19 protein-coding genes and 1 tRNA gene are annotated in these 19,119 nt (G+C 61.6%); 10 read left to right on the forward strand and 10 right to left on the reverse strand.

Features of this window, described 5'->3' with window-relative positions:
* Positions 1-53: 53 nt before the first annotated feature.
* The 3 genes from ACYQ47_RS29850 to ACYQ47_RS29860 all read left to right on the forward strand — a co-directional run bounded on the left by ACYQ47_RS29850 (position 54) and on the right by ACYQ47_RS29860 (position 2,921).
* Positions 54-821 carry a haloacid dehalogenase type II gene (locus ACYQ47_RS29850; protein WP_459908323.1) on the forward strand — a complete coding sequence of 256 codons (768 nt, stop codon included), beginning with the start codon at positions 54-56 and terminating at the stop codon, positions 819-821.
* A gap of 55 nt (positions 822-876) precedes the next feature.
* Positions 877-2,493, forward strand: coding sequence for a malate synthase A (aceB, locus tag ACYQ47_RS29855; RefSeq protein ID WP_459908325.1), 1,617 nt, complete (start codon positions 877-879; stop codon positions 2,491-2,493).
* Between the two features lie 167 nt (positions 2,494-2,660).
* Positions 2,661-2,921, forward strand: coding sequence for a DNA-binding protein (locus ACYQ47_RS29860; RefSeq protein WP_459909374.1), 261 nt, complete (start codon positions 2,661-2,663; stop codon positions 2,919-2,921).
* Positions 2,922-2,960: 39 nt separating this feature from the next.
* On the opposite strand, the gene ACYQ47_RS29865 is transcribed toward ACYQ47_RS29860, so the two are convergent.
* Both ACYQ47_RS29865 and bamC read right to left on the reverse strand, forming a co-directional pair.
* Positions 2,961-3,251: a putative quinol monooxygenase gene (locus tag ACYQ47_RS29865; RefSeq protein WP_244827725.1), complete on the reverse strand. Its 291-nt coding sequence runs from the start codon at positions 3,249-3,251 to the stop codon at positions 2,961-2,963.
* Positions 3,252-3,708: 457 nt separating this feature from the next.
* Complete coding sequence (gene bamC, locus ACYQ47_RS29870) at positions 3,709-4,902, reverse strand: outer membrane protein assembly factor BamC (protein WP_244827724.1); 1,194 nt, start codon at positions 4,900-4,902, stop codon at positions 3,709-3,711.
* A gap of 456 nt (positions 4,903-5,358) precedes the next feature.
* Here bamC and ACYQ47_RS29875 point away from each other — a divergent pair, with 456 nt between their 5' ends.
* Both ACYQ47_RS29875 and ACYQ47_RS29880 read left to right on the forward strand, forming a co-directional pair.
* Positions 5,359-5,832, forward strand: a complete 474-nt coding sequence (locus ACYQ47_RS29875; RefSeq protein WP_244827723.1) for a DUF2844 domain-containing protein — start codon at positions 5,359-5,361, stop codon at positions 5,830-5,832.
* 14 nt (positions 5,833-5,846) lie between these two features.
* Entirely contained in the window at positions 5,847-7,166 is a 1,320-nt protein-coding gene (locus ACYQ47_RS29880; RefSeq protein ID WP_459908329.1) for a DUF3443 domain-containing protein, read from the forward strand.
* Positions 7,167-7,231: 65 nt separating this feature from the next.
* On the opposite strand, the gene pcaC is transcribed toward ACYQ47_RS29880, so the two are convergent.
* The 6 genes from pcaC to ACYQ47_RS29910 are packed head-to-tail and all read right to left on the reverse strand — an operon-like array spanning position 7,232 to position 12,409.
* The gene (pcaC, locus tag ACYQ47_RS29885) at positions 7,232-7,618 is read right to left on the reverse strand and encodes a 4-carboxymuconolactone decarboxylase (RefSeq protein ID WP_244827721.1); all 387 of its coding nucleotides are present in this window, start codon (positions 7,616-7,618) and stop codon (positions 7,232-7,234) included.
* Positions 7,615-8,409 (reverse strand): 3-oxoadipate enol-lactonase, encoded by a 795-nt coding sequence (gene pcaD / locus ACYQ47_RS29890; RefSeq protein ID WP_459908331.1) that lies wholly within the window; start codon positions 8,407-8,409, stop codon positions 7,615-7,617. The genes pcaC and pcaD overlap by 4 nt, the downstream gene beginning before the upstream one ends.
* 27 nt (positions 8,410-8,436) lie before the next feature.
* Positions 8,437-9,795: a 3-carboxy-cis,cis-muconate cycloisomerase gene (locus ACYQ47_RS29895; RefSeq protein WP_459908333.1), complete on the reverse strand. Its 1,359-nt coding sequence runs from the start codon at positions 9,793-9,795 to the stop codon at positions 8,437-8,439.
* A gap of 4 nt (positions 9,796-9,799) precedes the next feature.
* Positions 9,800-11,002: a 3-oxoadipyl-CoA thiolase gene (pcaF, locus tag ACYQ47_RS29900; RefSeq protein WP_459908335.1), complete on the reverse strand. Its 1,203-nt coding sequence runs from the start codon at positions 11,000-11,002 to the stop codon at positions 9,800-9,802.
* Between the two features lie 33 nt (positions 11,003-11,035).
* On the reverse strand, positions 11,036-11,692 hold the full coding sequence (locus ACYQ47_RS29905) for a 3-oxoacid CoA-transferase subunit B (protein ID WP_244827717.1): 657 nt from the start codon (positions 11,690-11,692) through the stop codon (positions 11,036-11,038).
* A 12-nt stretch (positions 11,693-11,704) separates the two neighbouring features.
* Entirely contained in the window at positions 11,705-12,409 is a 705-nt protein-coding gene (locus ACYQ47_RS29910) for a 3-oxoacid CoA-transferase subunit A (protein WP_244827716.1), read from the reverse strand.
* A gap of 220 nt (positions 12,410-12,629) precedes the next feature.
* Between ACYQ47_RS29910 and ACYQ47_RS29915 the strand changes: the two genes are divergently transcribed.
* The 5 genes from ACYQ47_RS29915 to ACYQ47_RS29935 all read left to right on the forward strand — a co-directional run bounded on the left by ACYQ47_RS29915 (position 12,630) and on the right by ACYQ47_RS29935 (position 16,212).
* Positions 12,630-13,442 carry an IclR family transcriptional regulator gene (locus tag ACYQ47_RS29915; RefSeq protein ID WP_309963943.1) on the forward strand — a complete coding sequence of 271 codons (813 nt, stop codon included), beginning with the start codon at positions 12,630-12,632 and terminating at the stop codon, positions 13,440-13,442.
* A gap of 60 nt (positions 13,443-13,502) precedes the next feature.
* Positions 13,503-14,426, forward strand: coding sequence for a LysR family transcriptional regulator (locus ACYQ47_RS29920; protein ID WP_309963945.1), 924 nt, complete (start codon positions 13,503-13,505; stop codon positions 14,424-14,426).
* A 123-nt stretch (positions 14,427-14,549) separates the two neighbouring features.
* Positions 14,550-15,446 (forward strand): LysR family transcriptional regulator, encoded by an 897-nt coding sequence (locus ACYQ47_RS29925; RefSeq protein WP_459908339.1) that lies wholly within the window; start codon positions 14,550-14,552, stop codon positions 15,444-15,446.
* 183 nt (positions 15,447-15,629) lie between these two features.
* The gene (locus tag ACYQ47_RS29930; RefSeq protein WP_459908341.1) at positions 15,630-16,046 is read left to right on the forward strand and encodes a hypothetical protein; all 417 of its coding nucleotides are present in this window, start codon (positions 15,630-15,632) and stop codon (positions 16,044-16,046) included.
* A gap of 89 nt (positions 16,047-16,135) precedes the next feature.
* Positions 16,136-16,212: transfer RNA gene (locus ACYQ47_RS29935), tRNA-Pro, on the forward strand.
* 446 nt (positions 16,213-16,658) lie between these two features.
* Here the strand turns inward: ACYQ47_RS29935 and ACYQ47_RS29940 are convergent.
* On the reverse strand, positions 16,659-17,810 hold the full coding sequence (locus tag ACYQ47_RS29940) for an acyltransferase family protein (protein ID WP_459908343.1): 1,152 nt from the start codon (positions 17,808-17,810) through the stop codon (positions 16,659-16,661).
* Positions 17,811-17,897: 87 nt separating this feature from the next.
* Positions 17,898-18,872: a hypothetical protein gene (locus ACYQ47_RS29945; RefSeq protein ID WP_459908345.1), complete on the reverse strand. Its 975-nt coding sequence runs from the start codon at positions 18,870-18,872 to the stop codon at positions 17,898-17,900.
* Positions 18,873-19,119: the final 247 nt, after the last annotated feature.

Here is a 19,119-nt window from a genome sequence, read left to right on the forward strand (position 1 = left end):
TCACTACGATCACCAATACAATCCAACCCGACCTCTACATGGAGCGCACGGCTATGTCGGCCATAACGACACACCCATCTCCCCGCGCAGTGATTTTCGACGCCTACGGCACGCTCTTCGACGTTCACTCGGTCGTCTCGGTGGCCGAGCAACTGTTTCCCGGCAAGGGCGAACCGCTCTCGCAGCTTTGGCGGCAAAAGCAGATCGAATACACGCAGTTGCGCACGCTCGCCGATCCGTCGGGTAGCCATTACGCGCCGTTCTGGGACATCACGATCGATGCCCTGCGCCACGCCGCCGCCCGCCTCGGTCTTGCCGATGCGCTCACCAGCGCCGCCGAGAAGCGTCTGATGGACGAATACGCCTGCCTGTCCGCGTTCCCCGATACCGTGACCGCGCTCAAACAATGGCGCGAGCGCGCAGGCATTCCCCTCGCGATCCTGTCCAACGGCAATCCGCCGATGCTCGATATCGCCATCAAAAGCGCGGGCATGACGGGCCTCTTCGACCACGTGCTTTCCGTCGATGCGGTGCGCGCCTACAAGCCCGCCGCCGCCGCGTACGAACTCGGCACGCGCGCTTTCGGCGCGGCGGCGCGCGAGATCGTGTTCGTGTCGTCGAACGGCTGGGATATCGCGGGCGCGACCTGGTTCGGCTACACGACGTTCTGGATCAATCGCGCCGGCTTGCCGGTTGAAGAACTCGGGCTCGCGCCACGTGCAACGGGACGCGGCATGGCCGAACTGATCGAATTCGTCGAAGGTGGATGCAAGCCACAGGACATTCCCTTACGTGGTGCGCGCCGGGCGCCGCGCAACTGATTTACCGCTTTACCGCTACAAGCAAAACCGTCTGACCGACCAAGGAGATTTGAACATGACGCAGACATCGCAATCGCATCCGCTCTCGTTGCCCGAAGGCATGCGCATCGCGGCCGAGATCAAGCCGGGCTTCGAAACCGTCCTCACGCCCGAGGCGCTCGCGCTCGTTGCATCGCTGCATCGCCGTTTCGAGCCGCGTCGCCGCGAACTGCTCGCCGCGCGTATCGACCGTACCCGGCGGCTCGACGCAGGCGAGCGTCCCGACTTCCTCGCATCGACCGAATCGATTCGCGCAGGCGACTGGAAAGTGGCGCCGTTGCCGAAGGACCTGCAATGCCGTCGCGTGGAGATCACCGGTCCGGTCGAGCGCAAGATGATCATCAACGCGCTCAACTCCGGCGCGGATTCTTACATGACCGACTTCGAGGATTCGAACGCGCCGAGTTGGGACAACCAGATCACCGGCCAGCTCAATCTGATGGAGGCCGTGCGCCGCACCATCTCGCTCGAACAGAACGGCAAGTCATACAAGCTCAACGACCAGGTCGCCACGTTGATCGTGCGTCCGCGCGGCTGGCATTTGGATGAGAAACACGTGACGGTCGATGGCGAGCGCGTCTCGGGCGGCATCTTCGACTTCGCGCTGTTCCTGTTCCACAACGCGAAGGAACTGATCGCGCGCGGCAGCGGCCCTTACTTCTATCTGCCGAAGATGGAGAGCCATCTCGAAGCGCGTCTGTGGAACGACATCTTCATCGCGGCGCAGGAAAGCGTGGGCATTGCGCGCGGGACGATTCGCGCGACCGTGCTGGTCGAAACCATTCTCGCCGCCTTTGAAATGGACGAGATTCTGTACGAACTGCGCGAACATAGCTCCGGCCTGAACGCAGGCCGCTGGGATTACATCTTTTCCGCGATCAAGAAGTTCAAGAACGATCCAAACTTCTGCCTCGCCGATCGCGCCAAGATCACGATGACCGTGCCCTTCATGCGCGCATATGCGCTCGAATTGCTGAAGACGTGCCACAAGCGCAATGCGCCGGCTATCGGCGGCATGGCGGCGCTGATTCCGATCAAGAACGATCCCGCCGCGAACGAAAAAGCGATGGGCGGCGTACGTTCCGACAAGGCGCGCGATGCCACCGACGGTTACGACGGCGGCTGGGTTGCGCATCCGGGACTCGTGCCCATTGCGATGGAAGAATTCGTGAAAGTGCTCGGCGACAAGCCGAATCAGATCGCGAAGCAACGTGACGACGTACAGGTGAGCTCACACGATCTGCTCGATTTCCGTCCCGAAGAGCCAATCACCGAAGCCGGTTTGCGCAATAACGTGAACGTGGGCATTCACTATCTCGGTTCGTGGCTCGCGGGCAATGGCTGCGTGCCGATCCATAATCTGATGGAAGATGCCGCGACCGCCGAGATTTCGCGTTCGCAAGTGTGGCAGTGGATTCGTTCGCCGAAGGGCAAGCTCGACGATGGCCGCAAGGTCACGGCAGCGATGGTGCGGGAGATCACCATCGACGAACTCGAGAAGGTGAAGCAGTTGGTCGGCGGCGCGGGCAGCGATACCAAGCCTTACGAACGCGCGGCCAAGATCTTCGAAGAGATGTCGACTTCGGCGCAGTTCACCGAATTTTTGACCCTGCCGCTTTACGAGGCGATCTGACCCGCGAAGGTTGAGTCGTTCATCGCGAACGTGCATTGCGAACAAACGGCCTGCGGGCCGTTTGTTCATTGAGACGTGGCGAACGAATCGCGCATGGCGTGTGCTACATTGCGCATCGTCTTTTTAACGATTCAACCGTGGAGCGCACTGACCGTGCGAACGACAGCATGAGCAATATCCAGATCGATATCGAATGGACCGAGGCGGCATCGCGCAAAATCGAGAAACTGATGCCGCGCAACGCCAGCAAGGACGCCTATCTGGCACTGCCGCCGGTCGAATGTCTGCCGATGGAAGGCGATGTGCTTTTCCTCGGGCCGTCAGGCAAACAGCAACCGTTTATCGTGGCCGAGCGTCAATATCATCACGACGGCGATGCGGACTGGACCATCATTCTGATCCTCGACGTCCCGCACGAAACGCACTAACGACCCAACGGCATCCGCGCCGTTCATTCACGCCGCAGTTCAGAGAATCTTGCCTGCGACGTGAACCTCGCCGTGCTCGGCCAGTTCCGGCGACTTGGCGCGAAACGCCTGGATATGCGCGGACTTGCCGTGCTCGGCGAGTGCCTCTTCGCTTTCCCAACGCTCGACGAAGATGAAGCGGCGCGGTTCCTTCACATCGCGATGCAAGTCGTATTGCAACGCACCGCGTTCCTTGCGAGTCGGCTCGACATTCGCTTCGAGCACTTTCCTGAGTTCCTCTTCCTTGCCTGGCTTCGCGACAAAAATAGCGACGACTGCGACTTCCGACATAAGCGTTCTCCTCGTTTCAATGTTGGGATGGAACGCGAAGCATAACCGCGCGCGGCGCACTCTGCCGTTTTCGATCCACAAAGAAAAAACCCGCGTTCCGAATGAAACGCGGGTAAAAACCGTCGCCCTACGAGGATAGGCGACGGGGCCATCGGGGTTCGCGAGAACGCGAACCATTATTCGTTTGTCCTGTACCGGCGCTTCGCGGTGCCGTGTTCGCCGATGACGTAATGTACTGTCCGCTCGGTCGTTTTCTATAAGCTTTTGCGCACATAGCGCGATAGAAAGAATCCTCTGCGCAATAAGCGCGGAACGCTCGCATATGCGTTCAATCGCACGACCGATTTTTTCGCTATCGGCTTAACTTGTCGCGCCGAGAAAGGTTGACGAAAAAAAACCGCCTCGATGACAAGGCGGTTTGCACACGATGAGAGCCCGAAGGCTGCGAACGCGATGTTCAGCCGATCTGACCGGCCAACAAGGCCATGATCTGTCGCGCTTGTGGCGACGAATCGAGCTGACCTTTGTCGTCGACGATTGCGACGCGTGTTTGCTGTTCGGTGACCGCGCGCACGTTGACCTGATATTGCTTCGCGACCATTTCCTTGCGGCCGTGGAACACTTGGCTCCAAAAGCCCTGCTCGGCCGATGTCTTGTCGTTCGGATCGACGTAACGCACGTAGTAGACGCCACGCCCACGGTCGCGATCGTCCACGGTGAAGTTCGCCCGATCCAGCGCGATGCCCACGCGCAGCCACGCGCGGTCGTAGGCTTCGGGCAGGGTCAGTTCCGATGTCGTGGCTTCGGGTACGGCTTCGTTGCGAATGGGGCTGTTGCCTGCGTTGGCCGCGTTCTGCGCGGCAACCGATGCAGCCTTCTTGTCGCCAGCCTTGGCGCTCGCCGCCGCGGCGGTCGCGCCCGGCAAAGACGTGCCGCCCGCTTGACGCGTGTCCGCGTTGGTAAGCGAAGTCATCAGACGGCGCAAGTATTCGTTTTCGAGCGCGGGGTCGTTCGGACGCGCCTGCCACTGGCTCGTGTCGTTGTTTACGCCGGTCAACGCTTCACGCATGCCCTTCTGGCTGATGAACACGTACGTACCGCCGTTGGGCGCCGCTTCGAGACGCGTGCGGTATTTGTTGCGCTCGGCCGTGACATAGGAATTGCCCGTGGCCTTGGAGAGCGTGTCGCGAATCAGGCCATCTGAAATTTGCGGATGCGTTTCGTTCCAGTCGGTTTCCATCACGCCTTTATCGCGTTGATCGACGACGAGCAAGAAGCCCTGCTCTTGCCAGAACCGGCGGATCTGCGGCCAGACCTGATCGGGCGCGCGGTCGTCGACGACGAGCCAGCGCTCGGCGCCATCGCGCTGAATGCGCATGCCCGTGATTGGCGGCACCACCGTGGGCGCGGTGGGTGCGACCTTCTGGACTTGCTGCAGATCGGAAAGGGATGTCTGCCCGCCCTGTGGCGGCAGCGAACGCTGATCGACGGCTTCGTCGAGCAGGTTCGGCGGATTCGCGAGGGTTTCCTGCTTGGAGCGCTGATCGCTCTTGTAGTTGATCGCGTTAGGTGAAGACGTGCCGCAACCCGCCACGATTCCTGCCACTGCGACGACCGCAGCAACCCGCCTGGTTACACGAAAATCTGTCATGTCTGGAAAGTCCTTCCGCAACGCCACGGGTTCTTCCGTGGATCAACCCAGCATTTTACCGGTCTGGCGGTGTCTCTGGCAAAAAGAGGCTGGTTTCGTTTTCCGCGACGCTCGTCGCGATATTGATCCACGGAAACTGGATGCTTTTTGTCGCCTATATTTGTTGGCAATTTGCCATCGGCAGCGAATGCACTTTTGTTGCGGTCAAAAGGCATGGATGCACCCATGCCATTAGATCGTCTTCGCCTCGAAATGACAATTTATGACAGTCTCAGAAATAGGCAATTTGGCTTTTCGAGCTTCGTAACGTACTGATTTTCAAGGCACCACGCCCGTCTTTCGAAGGCTTTTCGCGGCTTTCGAGTGCCTCGGGCGACGGTATCGCCCATCCCCTTCTTCCCTCTAGAATCGCTCTCAAAATTAAGACTTATCTGAGTGAAACTGAGAGAGGAACACGTGACTACGCCAAGACATACGCTAAGAAATCCTCATTACCTCGCGGCGGCCTGCATCGCGCTCGGCGGATCGATGGCCGCACCTGCACAAGCGCAACTCGGCGCGATAGCGCGCAGCGCCGTATTTTCGCCAGGTGTCGTCGCGCATCGATCGACGCACGGCCTGCTCGATTACGTCGAAACGACGGACGCGAACGGCATCGTCGTGCGCGAATACGTCGCGGCCAGCGGCGCCGTGTACGCAATCTCCTGGCGCGGACCGGCCATGCCCGACACCGAAGCGCTGCTCGGCGCGTACTTTCAGCGCTTCAAGGACGGCGCGAACGCTTCGTCGGGCGATGCCGGTCTGCACGCGACGCGCATCGCGAATGGCGATCTCGTCGTCGAAAATCACGTGCGGCTGCGTGAGTTCAGTGGCCGCGCATGGCTCGTGAGCGCGCTTCCAGTTGGCGTATCCACCGCCGATATTCAATGACGATGGAGGCACGCATGCCTATTCGCACGCATCTCACGCTTCTTATCGTCACCGCACTGACCTTGACCGCATGCGGCGGTGGCGGCGGTTCCGACAGCGCCACGCCGGCACCCGCCGCGCCTGCACAAGCCAGCGCGCCCGCGACGGCCAGCGCGCCGGGCACGGCAAGCGTTCCGGCCGCGGCAAGCGCCGCCAGCAGCGCCAGCGCGGCATCCGCACCGAGCGCCGACTCCACCACCGTCGTGCAATCGACCACGCCGAACGTGCAGACCATCACCGTCACCAGCACGCCAACTCGCACGCGCAACATGCTGCAGACGAGCGTCACTATCTGCGTGCCGGGCACGAATACTTGCCAGACCATCGACAACATCCAGGTCGATACCGGCTCGCACGGGCTGCGCGTGCTGGCGTCGGCGCTGAACTCGCAAATCGCGCTGCCGCTCGTCGCTTCAAGCGGTTCGAACGGGTTCGTCGCCGAATGCTCGGTGTTTGGCACGGGCTACACATGGGGCGCCGTGCGCACCGCCGATGTGCGGCTCGCTGGCCAAGTGGCGGGGGCAACCTCCGTGCAGTTGATCGCCGATGCATCGACGCCCACGGCGCCCGCCGATTGCGCACAGTCCGGCCTGCCGATGCTCGACGCATCGAAGCTGCGCGGCAACGGCATTCTCGGCGTCGGTCCGTTCACCGCCGATTGCGGCGCGGGCTGCGCCGCCTCCGCCATGCCGCGCTGGTACTACACCTGCAACGCGGGCGGCGGTTGCACGGCGAGCAGCTTGCCGGTTGCGCAGCAGGTGACCAATCCGGTCGCCAACTTCGCCGCCGACAACAACGGCGTGCTGATCGAACTCCCCGCCATTCCAGCCGCAGGCGCATCCGCGGTCACGGGGACGATGACCTTCGGCATCGGTTCGCAGGCGAACAATCTACTCGGCTCGGCGACGGTGTTGAAATCGAGTTCGTCTTCCGGCTATGTGTCGACGAGCTTCGGCGGCAGTCAGTATGGGATGAGCTTCATCGACAGCGGATCGAATGGGTTGTTCTTCCCTTCGACGAGCATCACGACATGCGGCGCGTGGTATTGCCCGGCGGCGACGCAAGCCTTGAGCGCGACCGTGCGTTCGACGAGCGGCATCACGACCGACGTCTCGTTCAGCGTCGCGCAATCGACCACGTTGATCGCAAGCGGCAATTTTGCGTTCAGCAATCTCGCCGGACCGTCGAGCGGATACTTCGACTGGGGCTTGCCATTCTTCTTTGGGAGACGCGTGTTCACGGCGCTCGAAGGACGCGCGACGCCCGCAGGAAACGGGCCGTATTACGCGTTCTGAAAAGCCGAGGGCCGTTCGCGATGAACGGCCCTCGGCTTGACATGCCGCAACAGGCGGAGAGCTCCTTACTTCTTCTGCGCCTCTTCCTCGAAGATCTTCTGCGCTAGATGGAACGCTGAGTTCGCGGCCGGCACGCCGCAATACACGGCCGTCTGCAGCAGCACTTCTTTGATCTCGTCCTGCGTCACGCCGTTGTTCTTCGCGGCGCGCAGATGCAACGCGAGTTCCTCGCCACGATTGAGCGCGACCATCATCGCGATGGTGAGAAGGCTGCGCGTATGACGCGGCAAGCCATCGCGCGTCCAGATTTCGCCCCACGCATAGCGCGTGATGAAGTTCTGGAAATCCGTGGTGAGATCGGTGCGGTTGGCAAGCGAGCGGTCCACGTGCGCATCGGACAGCACCGCGCGGCGCACCTTCATGCCGGCTTCGTAACGTTCGTCATCAGTCATGGTTGTTCTCCGAGAAAGTCGAGCACGGCGCGCGTGTAATCGTCGCGCTTCTCGATGTTCGACAAATGCGCCGCGTCCAGTTCGACGTAGCGCGCGCCTTCGATATAACCCGCCAGTTCGCGGCCCTGCTCGGCTGTCGTCGACAGATCGTGCGTGCCTGCGATCACGAGCACCGGCAGCGCGATGGTCTTCGCTTCGGCGCGCAGGTCGGCGTCGCGGATAGCTTCGCAATTCGACGCGTAGCCTTCGCCCTCCGTATGCCGGAAGACATCGCGGATGTTGGCGAGCACGAGCTGTTCGCGCTCGATGAACGGCGCAGTGAACCAGCGCGCGATCACGGCGTCGGTCAGCGACGACATGCCGCCTGCTTCACGCGCTTTCGCGGCGCGCGGCGTCCACACCGCATCCGAGCCGATGAGCGCCGCCGTGTTCGACAGCACCACGCGCGAGAAACTTTCGGGATGACGCGCGGCGAGCCCGATGCCCGTGAGCCCGCCCATCGACAGACCGCAGTAATGCGCGCGTTCGATACCGAGATGATCGAGCAGCCCGACGACATCGCCGATCAACTGATCGATGGTGTACGGCCCCGCTGGCGCGTCCGAATGGCCGTGGCCGCGCGTGTCGTAACGCACCACGCGGTAGTGCTCGGCGAACGCTTCGACTTGCGGCGTCCACATGGAGACATCGGCGCCGAGCGAATTCGACAGCACGAGCCACGGGGCGTCATGGCCCGCGCGGGCATCGACTCGATAGTGAATCCGGGTACCGTTGATAGCGGCAAGGGGCATGCTGTATCGCTCCTGAATCTTGTGCGCTCACGCGTTCGCGCGATGAAGCTCGAGCGCGGCCTCGACGAAGGCCTGTGCCTGACCGGCGTAGTTCGCCGGATCGAGCAAGGATTTCAACTGTTGTTGCGAAAGATGCTGCGTGACGGTTTCGTTCGCGGCGAGCACATCGAAGAGAGACTGGCCGCTTGCCACCGCCGCCTTCGACGACTGCTCGACGAGCTTGTGCGCATCCAGCCGGCCGATGGCGTCGCCGAGCGCGAGCATGACCGCTTCGCCGAGCACGAGACCGTTGGTCGCGTCGAGATTCCGCGCGAGCCGCGCGACGTTCACTTCGAGACCCGGCACGATGCCCTTGATATTCGACAACGCGCCCGCCGTAAGCCGCGCGAGATCGGGCAGCGCTTCCCATTCCGCCTGCCAGCCGCCGAGCGCGCGTTCGTGTTCCTGCACCATGCCCGCGAAAACCGTCGCGACGAGATTGGGCGCGCGCGTCGCGGCAGTAAGCACCGCCGCGCAACCCACGGGATTGCGCTTGTGCGGCATGGTGGACGACCCGCCCTTGCCTGCGGCGGCCGGCTCGGCGAGTTCGCCGAGTTCGGTCTGCATCATGAGCGAGATGTCGCGCGCGATCTTGCCAAGCGTGCCCGTGAGCATGCCCAGAAACGCCGCCGCCTCCGCGATGCGATCGCGTTGCGTATGCCAAGGCAGCGCGGGCAGGGCGAGCTGAAGTTCATCGGCGAGCGACTGCGCCACCGGCAAGGCCTTGTCGCGCAGACTCGCCAGCGTGCCCGCCGCGCCGCCGAATTGCAGCACGAACACGCGCGATTTTAGTTCGTACAGACGCCCGCGATGACGCGTCACCGCATCCAGCCATTGCGCGAACTTGAGACCGAGCGTGATTGGCAGCGCCTGTTGCAACCATGTGCGGCCGATCATCGGCGTCGCGTGATGCTTCTGCGCCTGCTGCGCGAGCGATGCGGCGAGTTCGCGCAGATCCGTATCGATCAGTTCGAATGCGGCGCGCAGTTGCAGCATGACGCCCGTGTCGATGATGTCCTGACTCGTCGCGCCCCAATGCACGTACTTCGCGGCCTCGGCGTCGCCGGCATTCACCACGGCGGTCAATTGCTTGACGAGCGGAATCGCGAGATTGCCGCCGGCGGCCGCGCCGGTCATCAATGCGCCGGCGTCGATGTTGTCGGCATTGCACCCGGCGACGATCGCATCGACCGCGCTCGCCGGAATCACGCCATGCTCCGCCGATGCACGCGCGAGCGCCGCTTCGACATCGAGCATGGCCTGCACCGTCGCGCGTGCCGACCATAGCGCGTTGGCGGCCTCGTTGCCGCAGATGAGATCCGTGAGACGACCGGTCGAGGCGAACATGTCCTTAGACACGCTCGATGACCATCGCAATGCCTTGGCCCACGCCGATGCACATGGTGCAGAGCGCGAAGCGCCCGCCCGTGCGCTGCAACTGATAGCTCGCGGTCGTCACGAGCCGCGCGCCGGACGCGCCGAGCGGATGTCCGAGCGCGATCGCACCGCCGTTCGGGTTGACGCGAGGATCGTCGTCGGCAATGCCGAGCATGCGCAGCACGGCGAGCCCTTGCGAGGCGAAGGCTTCGTTCAGTTCGATCACATCGAACTGGTCGATCGTCATGCCAAGGCTTGCCAACAGCTTCTGCGATGCGGGCGCCGGTCCGATACCCATCACGCGCGGTTCGACACCCGCGGTCGCGATGCCGAGAATGCGCGCGCGCGGCGTGAGGCCATGACGCTTCGCGCTTTCTTCGTCGGCGATCAGCATGGCGACGGCGCCATCGTTCACGCCCGAAGCGTTGCCCGCCGTCACCGAGCCGTCCGGACGCACCACGCCCTTCAGCTTCGCGAGCGTTTCGAGACTCGTCTCACGCGGATGCTCGTCCTGCGACACGACGAGCGCGTCGCCCTTCTTCTGCGCGATGCTGACCGGCGTGATTTCCTGGGCGAGCGTGCCGTCCTTCTGCGCGCGCGATGCCTTCTGCTGACTGCGCAGCGCGAACGCGTCCTGATCGGCGCGGCTCACCTTGTAGTCGTCGGCGACGTTCTCGGCGGTTTCGGGCATCGAGTCGACGCCATAGAGCTTCTTCATCAGCGGATTGACGAAGCGCCAGCCGATGGTCGTGTCGTGAATCTCGGCCTGACGCGAGAACGCGCTCGTCGCCTTGCCCATCACGAACGGCGCACGGCTCATGCTCTCGACGCCGCCCGCGATCAAAAGGCTCGCCTCGCCCGACTTGATGGCGCGCGCCGCGATGCCGACCGCATCCATGCCCGAACCGCACAGGCGGTTCACCGTCGAACCGGGCGTGCCCACAGGCAAGCCGGCAAGCAACGCCGACATGCGCGCGACGTTGCGATTGTCTTCGCCCGCCTGATTCGCGCAGCCGTAGATCACTTCCTCGACGGCTTCCCAGTCCACTTCCTTGTTGCGTTCGACGAGCGCGCGCAGCGGCACGGCGCCCAGGTCGTCGGCACGCACGGAAGACAGCGAACCGCCGTAACGGCCGATCGGCGTGCGGATGGCATCACATACGAAAGCTTCTTTCATCGGTCAACTCCAGTTATCTCTCAGGCGAAGCGTTTATGCAGCCTCGGACAGCGGCACGTATTGCAGCGGCACCTGGGCCAGCTTTTGCAGTTCGTCGAACGACAGACCTTCCACCATCTCGCGCACGACAAAGCCTTCCGGCGTCACGTCGAACACGGCGAGGTCCGTATACACGCGATCCACGCACTGTACGCCCGTCACCGGATAAGAACACTCGGCCACGAGCTTGCTCTCGCCTTGCTTCGTGAGCAGTTCCATCATCACGTACACCTGCTTGGCGCCGATGGCCAGGTCCATTGCGCCGCCGACGGCGGGAATCGCATCGGGTGCGCCGGTGTGCCAGTTGGCGAGGTCGCCCGTCGCCGAGACCTGGAACGCGCCGAGCACGCAGAAATCGAGATGGCCGCCGCGCATCATCGCGAAGGAATCGGCGTGATGGAAGAACGCGCCGCCCGTCAACAGCGTGACGTGCTGCTTGCCGGCGTTGATGAGTTCGTCGTCCTCTTCGCCCTTCGCGGGCGCGGGACCCATGCCGAGCAGGCCGTTTTCGCTATGGAGGAAGATTTCGCGATCCGCCGCGAGATGATTGGCGACGAGCGTCGGCACGCCGATACCGAGGTTCACATACGCGCCTTCGGGAATGTCCGCGGCCACGCGGCGGGCCATTTCGTCACGGGAAAGTTTCTTCATGGCTTCGATCCTTCAGGATGCAAGTTCAGCTTCGAGTTCGGCGGCATGCACCGCCTGCGGCACTTCGACCACACGTTGCACGAAGATGCCCGGCGTCACGATGTTTTCGGGGTCAAGCTCGCCGAGCGGCACGACCTTCGACACCTGCACGATGGCGGTCTTCGCGGCGCTCGCCATGATCGGCCCGAAGTTGCGCGCCGTCTTACGATAGACCAGATTGCCCCAGCGGTCGCCCTTATAGGCCTTCACGAGCGCGAAGTCGGCGTGTAGCGGCGCTTCGAGCACGTAGTGCTTGCCGTCGATCACGCGGGTTTCCTTGCCTTCTGCGAGCTTCGTGCCGTAGCCGGTCGGCGTGAAGAATCCGCCGATGCCCGCGCCCGCCGCTCGAATGCGCTCCGCGAGATTACCCTGCGGCACGAGTTCGAGTTCGATTTCGCCCGCGCGGTAGAGCGCGTCGAAGACGTGCGAGTCGGTCTGACGCGGAAACGAACAGATGATCTTGCTGACGCGCTTCGCCTTCAGCAAGGCGGCGAGACCCGTGTCGCCATTGCCCGCGTTGTTGTTGACGATGGTGAGATTGCGCGCGCCCTGTTCGATGAGCGCGTCGATCAGTTCCGAGGGCATGCCCGCCGTGCCGAAACCGCCGATCATGATGGTCGCGCCGTCTTGCACATCCGCCACCGCCGACGCGAGCGAGTCGAAAATCTTGTTGATCATTGCCGTACTTTCTCCTGTGTCGAACCGACTTGCGTGTCAGCGGCTGCTTGAAGCAAACGCATCTCGGGGTTTACCTGTGCGCCGACAAGCTTGCTTCGAAATGTTCGATATGCGAACATGGATTCGTTAAGCGAACATTGGCATGTTAGTCCCCGGTTCTTTGTCGTGTCAACGAAGCATGCGCGAAGTGCGGGTTTGTACGGGTCTTCACGCTTTCAATATGTCCACTCCAACGAATGCCGACGCGGATTCATCCGATAACCCCGCGCGTCCCGGCGACGCCTACGTGCAATCGTTCGCGCGCGGGCTCTCGGTCATCCGCTCGTTCGACGCGAACCGCCCGGCGCAAACGCTCACCGATGTCGCCGCCGCGACCGGCTTAACGCGCGCGGGCGCAAGGCGCATTCTCCTTACGTTGCAGACGCTCGGTTATGTCGAAGCCGATGGCCGCCTCTTCCAGCTCACACCGAAGATACTCGACCTGGGCTTCGCCTATCTCACGTCGATGCCGTTCTGGAATCTCGCCGAGCCGGTCATGGAAGAACTCGTCGCGCAAGTTCACGAAAGCTGCTCGGCGGCGGTGTTGAACGGCGCGGAGATCGTCTACGTGCTGCGCGTGCCGACCCACAAGATCATCACGCAAAATCTGTCGATCGGCAGCCGTCTGCCCGCGTTCTGCACGTCGATGGGCCGCGTGCTTTTCGCCGCGCTCGACGACGCACAACTCGACGAAGCACTCGATGCCAGCGAACTCGTCGCGCGCACGCCGCACACCATCGTCGACAAGACTGCGCTCAGGGAATCGATCGCGCTCGTGCGGCGCCAGGGCTGGGCTATCGTCGATCAGGAACTGGAAGAAGGATTGATCTCGCTATCGGCGCCCATTCGCGACCGGCAAGGCCGCGTGATCGCCGCGCTGAACCTCTCCGGCAACGCGCAGCGCAAGAGCGCGAAGCAAATGGTGAAGTCGTTCCTGACGCCGCTGCAGGAAGCGGCGCAGCGCGTGTCGGACATGGTTGCGCGGCGTGGATGATCCGCGCGACACTCCACTATCCGCGAGGCGAATGTTCCGCCGGACGATAACGACGGCCGCATGACCGACCTCGACCTGAATCTGATCCCGTTCCTCGTCGCGATAGAGGAGACGCGCAACGTGAGCCGCGCCGCCGAGCGGCTCGGCGTGAGTCAGCCGCGCGTGTCGACGGCGCTCGGACGGTTGCGCGAATATTTCAACGACCCGCTGTTCGTGCGGACCTCGCGCGGCATGGAACCGACGCCGCGCGCCCTGGCGCTCGTGCCGGCGGCGCGCGAGGCGCTCGGGCGGATCGAACGCGGTTTGCTCGATACGCAGCACTTCGATCCCTCATCGAGCACCGACACGTTCTCGATAGCGCTGTCGGATGTCGGCGAGATCGTGTTTCTGCCGCGCTTGTTGCAGGCGTTCGCAACCGAGGCGCCGCAAGCGAATCTGCGGTCTGTGTCGGCTTCACACGGCGATGTCGAGCGCGGACTCGAAGCCGGCTCGATCGATCTGGCGGTCGGCTATTTTCCCGATCTGCGCGGCAACAACTTCTTCCAGCAGCGGCTCTTTTCGCACCGGTTCATCTGTCTCATGCGGCGCGATCATCCCTTCGCGCACGAGCCTCTCACGCTCGAACGCTTCTGCGCATGCGGCCACGCCGTCGTGCGCGCGGAGGGACGCAGTCAGGAGATACTCGAAAATCATCTCGACAAGGAACGCGTGCGGCGCCGCGCCGTGCTGGAGACGCCGCACTTCATGAGCTTGCCGTTCATTTTGTCGCGTACGGATCTCATCGCGACGGTGCCGCATGCGATCGGCTTCGCGTATGTGGCCGAACACGCGTCGATCACGCTCGCCGAGCCGCCGCTCGCGCTGCCGAGGTTCGATCTGCGGCAGCATTGGCATCGCAAGTTTCATAACGATCCACGCACGAGTTGGCTGCGTGGCGTCGTCGCCTCGCTCTTCAACGACGCACTCGACGAATGGCCGAAGTGACGGGCAGCTTTTCCTCGACGTGCGGCGATGTCTAACGCCCGCTCCGGCTTGCGTCCGAGTTGCCCTCATCCGCGGATAAATCCGGCTAACATTGGCGTTTTGTTTCCTCGAAGGAAATGATCGATGGATGCGCTCACCAGTCTTCGCGTATTCCGCGAGGTCGTCGAAGCCGGAAGTTTCGTGAAGGCGGCCGAACGGCTAGACATCTCGACCGCGATGACGAGCAAACACGTCGCCAACCTCGAACGCCATTTGAACGTGCGGTTGCTGAATCGAACGACGCGGCATCTCAGCCTGACCGAAGCCGGCAACGTTTATTACGAACAGTGCAGCGAGGCGCTCGACATCCTGCGCGCGGCAGAAGCCGCGGTCGGCACGCAGACGGCGCAGCCGCATGGCGTGCTCAAGGTGACCGCGCCGGGCTGGTTCGCCAATCGTAAGTTCGCGGATTTGCTGGTGGCTTATCAGGCGCGTTATCCGGATGTGCTCGTCGATCTGCGCCTCGAGAACCGCTTCGTCGATCTGGTCGAGGAAGGCTACGACATGGCCTTGCGCGCGACGTCCGAGCCGTCGCCCTCGCTCATCGTACGGCCGTTGTGCCGGATGCCGTTCGTGCTGGCGGCATCGCCTGCGTATATCGAACGGCATGGGCCGGTGCGGCATCCGGACGACATGGCGCGGCATCGCGTCGTGCTGCCGACTTACACCAATATCGAGACGGTTACGCTGACGGGCGCGGACGGCGCGTTCACGGTCAGGAATCAGCCGGTGCTGAAGACCAACGATACGTCGATGGCGCTCCAGCTCGTGCGCGCCGGGATGGGCCTGGCGTATTTGCCGGCGTGGATCGTCGATCCCGAACTGGGCGCGGGCAACTTGCTGCGCGTGCTGCCGGGCTACGAAGCGTTCGCGCCGTCGGTGTATGCGGTGTACACGAGCCGCAAGTACATGACGACGAAGGTCAGAACCTTCATCGATTTCTTATCGGACTCGCTGAGCGATCAAGAACCAAGGAAGTGACCGAATCACGACAGAATTCGGATTAGTCGTAGATTAAGAATACTCGTATTCAAGCGCTGCTTGCCGTGTGTGAATATCGCGCCCAATTCCCGCTTTGGCCTTCCACGATCTGGTTATCACGGATTGTGACGATCGCCGCTGGGGAGGCTGGCTCTTTCACGCATCATCATTGGCATAGCGCACATGGACTTCTTTCCCTGGCTCCCCTTGTTGTTCAACCTCTTGCTTCTGTGCGCGGTGATGTTCGTCTGCCGCACGATCAACGCAAGTCACGGCAAGCTGCTGTGGAATGGCGCACTGGTGTTGTTTATCTTCTGCTTTCTGGCAATGGCTCTCGACTTCGTACTGACGATGGTCTTTGCGTCCGCGAGTTTTCATGATCACACGCAGTATGAAAGCATCGCGACGCGGAGCAAGTGGAGCGAACGCGTGTTGAGTTACCTGATTCCTTGTGTCGTGTCGGCGTTGTTGGCACAGCGCTTTCGCAAGCGTCAGCGCGCAGCGCTTGCGCGCAAGCGGCGCGTGCCGACGCTTCGTAACAATGACGCGCCTGTTTCGATCAAGACTTCCCCTTACACGCAGTCTGAACTCAGGCTGTGAGCATTTTCGAGTAGATTCGACGAGTTCGAACACGAATTTCGTCGAAGCAGTTCTACTATTCGTTTCGCTCTGATATACTTTCGCTCTTTCGGGGCGTAGCGCAGCCTGGTAGCGTACCTGCATGGGGTGCAGGTGGTCGGAGGTTCAAATCCTCTCGCCCCGACCAATATTTAAAGGCTCTCCGGCTTTTGGCCGGAGAGCCTTTTGTCTAACTTGGGCACGCTTGTCTAACTTGACGGATGTTTCGACAGCGGTTTGCTCTTCTTCTTGAGACGGTACAAACACGCAACGTCGAGACGACGAAGACCCGCAACAACCAAGGAAGTGGCGCTGACGCGCCAAAACAGACGTCTGCTACCATTTGTCCGTTTCCAACGCGGGAGCAATGTGATGATCAGATCGATACTTGAAGCGTTCGGATTGATGCGGCCGAAGGTCGTCCTTTGGGACGTCAAGCAGCGAGCATACAAAGAAGGAATGGCGGGCCGATTCGACAACCCGTATGTGCGCGGCACGCCTGAGTGGAAGTCGTGGCGCCTTGGACTGCAGGAAGCCGAATCCGACACCGCAATGTCAATATGAAACGCCCGGGCAAGCCGGGCGTCGAACCGATCAGCGCGCTACGCGGCGTAGCAGCAGTCCATTGAGCCGAGACTGAATCGGCATCTCAATGTAGCGGTAGCTGGCGAAACCAACTGCCAGCGCGATCACAATCCATCCAGCAATCAGAATCAGCCCGGGAACCTTCGGGATCACGCCGGCAAGTTCCAGCCCCTTGAGCACCGTGTAAAAAATGAACTGGTGCCAGACATAGATCGAATACGAAGCGTCGCCGAACTTGCTCCAGAACTTGGCAAACTTCCATCCGCCCTTCATCTCAAGCACGATCACTCCGTAAAGTACGAACGCCATCGGCAGACCGTTGCCCAACGTTCTCCACCACGGTCCAAGCGTCCACCATCCTCGTAAGCGGATCGCTTCGAGTCCAACTACAAAGCCGACAAGGCCGAGCACGATCGCAGTTGCAGCGAAGCCCATCAGCTTCCTGTCGATCAGGAACGCGATGACCATTCCGAAAATGAATTCCAGAATCAGCGGCGAGGTCGGCACGGCGGTGATCCACTCGTGCCTTACGAACGTACCATAAATGATGATGAACGACATGACGGCCGCCCACAGTGCAAGCAACCACGGCAAACGGCGCGGCGAGATGAGCAGCGCTGCCGTCACGATCACGTAGAAATAGACCTCGAAGGTCAGCGACCACGCGGCCATGATGAGGCTGTTGAAGTGCGTCAGGAGAAGCGCCTGTTCGATCAGGGGCTCGCGCGGGACTTGCGGCGGCGAGTAAGCGATATACGGACTCAGCAGAACCGCAAGCGCGAAAACAATCCAGTAAACAGGGTAGATCCGAGTCAGTCGTTTGACACCGAAGTTCCACGCGACTATGCCGCGATGCCCTACCCCGTTGCGGGCGCTGCGGACTGCGACCGTGCTGATAATGAAGCCCGAGATCACGAAGAAGATGTCGACGCCACTCGACGCGATCCCGCCGAAGTACGGCCCCATCTTGTCGAAGCCGATGCCAGGCTGCAGCAAAAAGGCATGACCGATGAAAACGAGCAGACACGCAATGCCACGCATGGCCTGCAGGTTGACAATGGTGGGAGTGGACGGCTCGCGCGGGCCGGTGGCCGCGCTGGACTGCTTGAGCGGTATCGAACCTATTAAATGGTCCGAACCTTGTATTTCGACGTTGGACATGCTACTGGCACCCGGTGGAATGGGCGCCAGTATAGCCGCAATTTAATTCTCTAAACCGTATCTCTACGGGTAATCACGCATCCTGCGCTATCGAACACGCCGTGCTCGGATGTGTACCGACGCTGCACACGTGGAAGTGGTGAACCCGATATTGGCAGTCAGATACACCGTCGTCCCGGCCGCAACGCTGACACGTCTAGTCGGAAGCGCCCACATATCAATCACGCCTGCCGACTTTGATTGCGTCAACTGAATCTGATTCGGAAAGCCAGGCAAAGCATTATTCGTGAGAGCGATACCGGCTTGGTAGCTGGTAACCACGGTCGTAGCTGCTGGCGTTACCTGGAAGCTGCCCGTGACATCCCAATCCCCTGCAGTGAGACTGACACTCGTCAGCGTTTGCGAAACCCCTGTCGTATTGATTGCAACGCCAGTCGCTGTGTTCTCGATAATCTCACCGACGCTGCCAGCGTTCGCGTTGTTGTTCGTCGTGGTGCCGACGATGCCGGCCGTCCGAGACGGCGTGAGTGCTCCACTGGCGCTGAGCGTCGTGAACGCACCTGTGTTCGGCGCTGTGTTCCCGATCGTGCCAGGGGAAGCCAGAAGCAGACGTACCCATGCAGTGGTTGCAAGTGTCGTGCTGTTCGCCACGACACCCGGTGTAGGTGCTGCAGGCGTGCCGGTAAAGGTCGGGCTGGCGATCGGCGCGTACGTAGACGCGGCTGAAGTTGTCGTCAGGTAGCCCGGAACAGTCGGTGTTCCTGTGAACGTTGGACTGTTGAAAGGCGCAGCGCGAAGATTAGCAAGTGCCGATGTTGCGTGGTTTGCGCCCGTTCCGCCGTTCGAGATTCCAAGCGTTCCAGTGATACCCGTTAGCGTGACAGCTCCCCATGCCGACGCCGTAGTTGGGCCGTTTGAAATGATGACTTGGCCGGCCGTGGAACCTGCAGGGTTGAGCAATTGAATGGGCGTAAGCGTCGCTCCAAATGCAATCGAAGCGAAGCCAACAAGGAGCGCGGCAAGGAATTTTTTCATTTGGATGTCGGGCAGTTCGTTTGGCACGCAGTTTCGTACGCAACCATCCATTGCTTCACTTCAATGGGGTACGACGAGCGATAGATGGCTTTTGACGCCCACGCACATTCGTTCACCGTGCGTGTGACGTATTGGATTTGCGGAGCAGGCGGCTGTGCGGCGCATCCAGAGACAACCAGTAGAAGGACTAGGTATCGCATGATCAGTCCTTCCGCACAATGCCAAGCTTTGCCGCTTCAGCGTCCAGATCGCTTTCCGGCATCGTCTGCACATT

This window comes from Caballeronia sp. HLA56, from assembly GCF_054655155.1.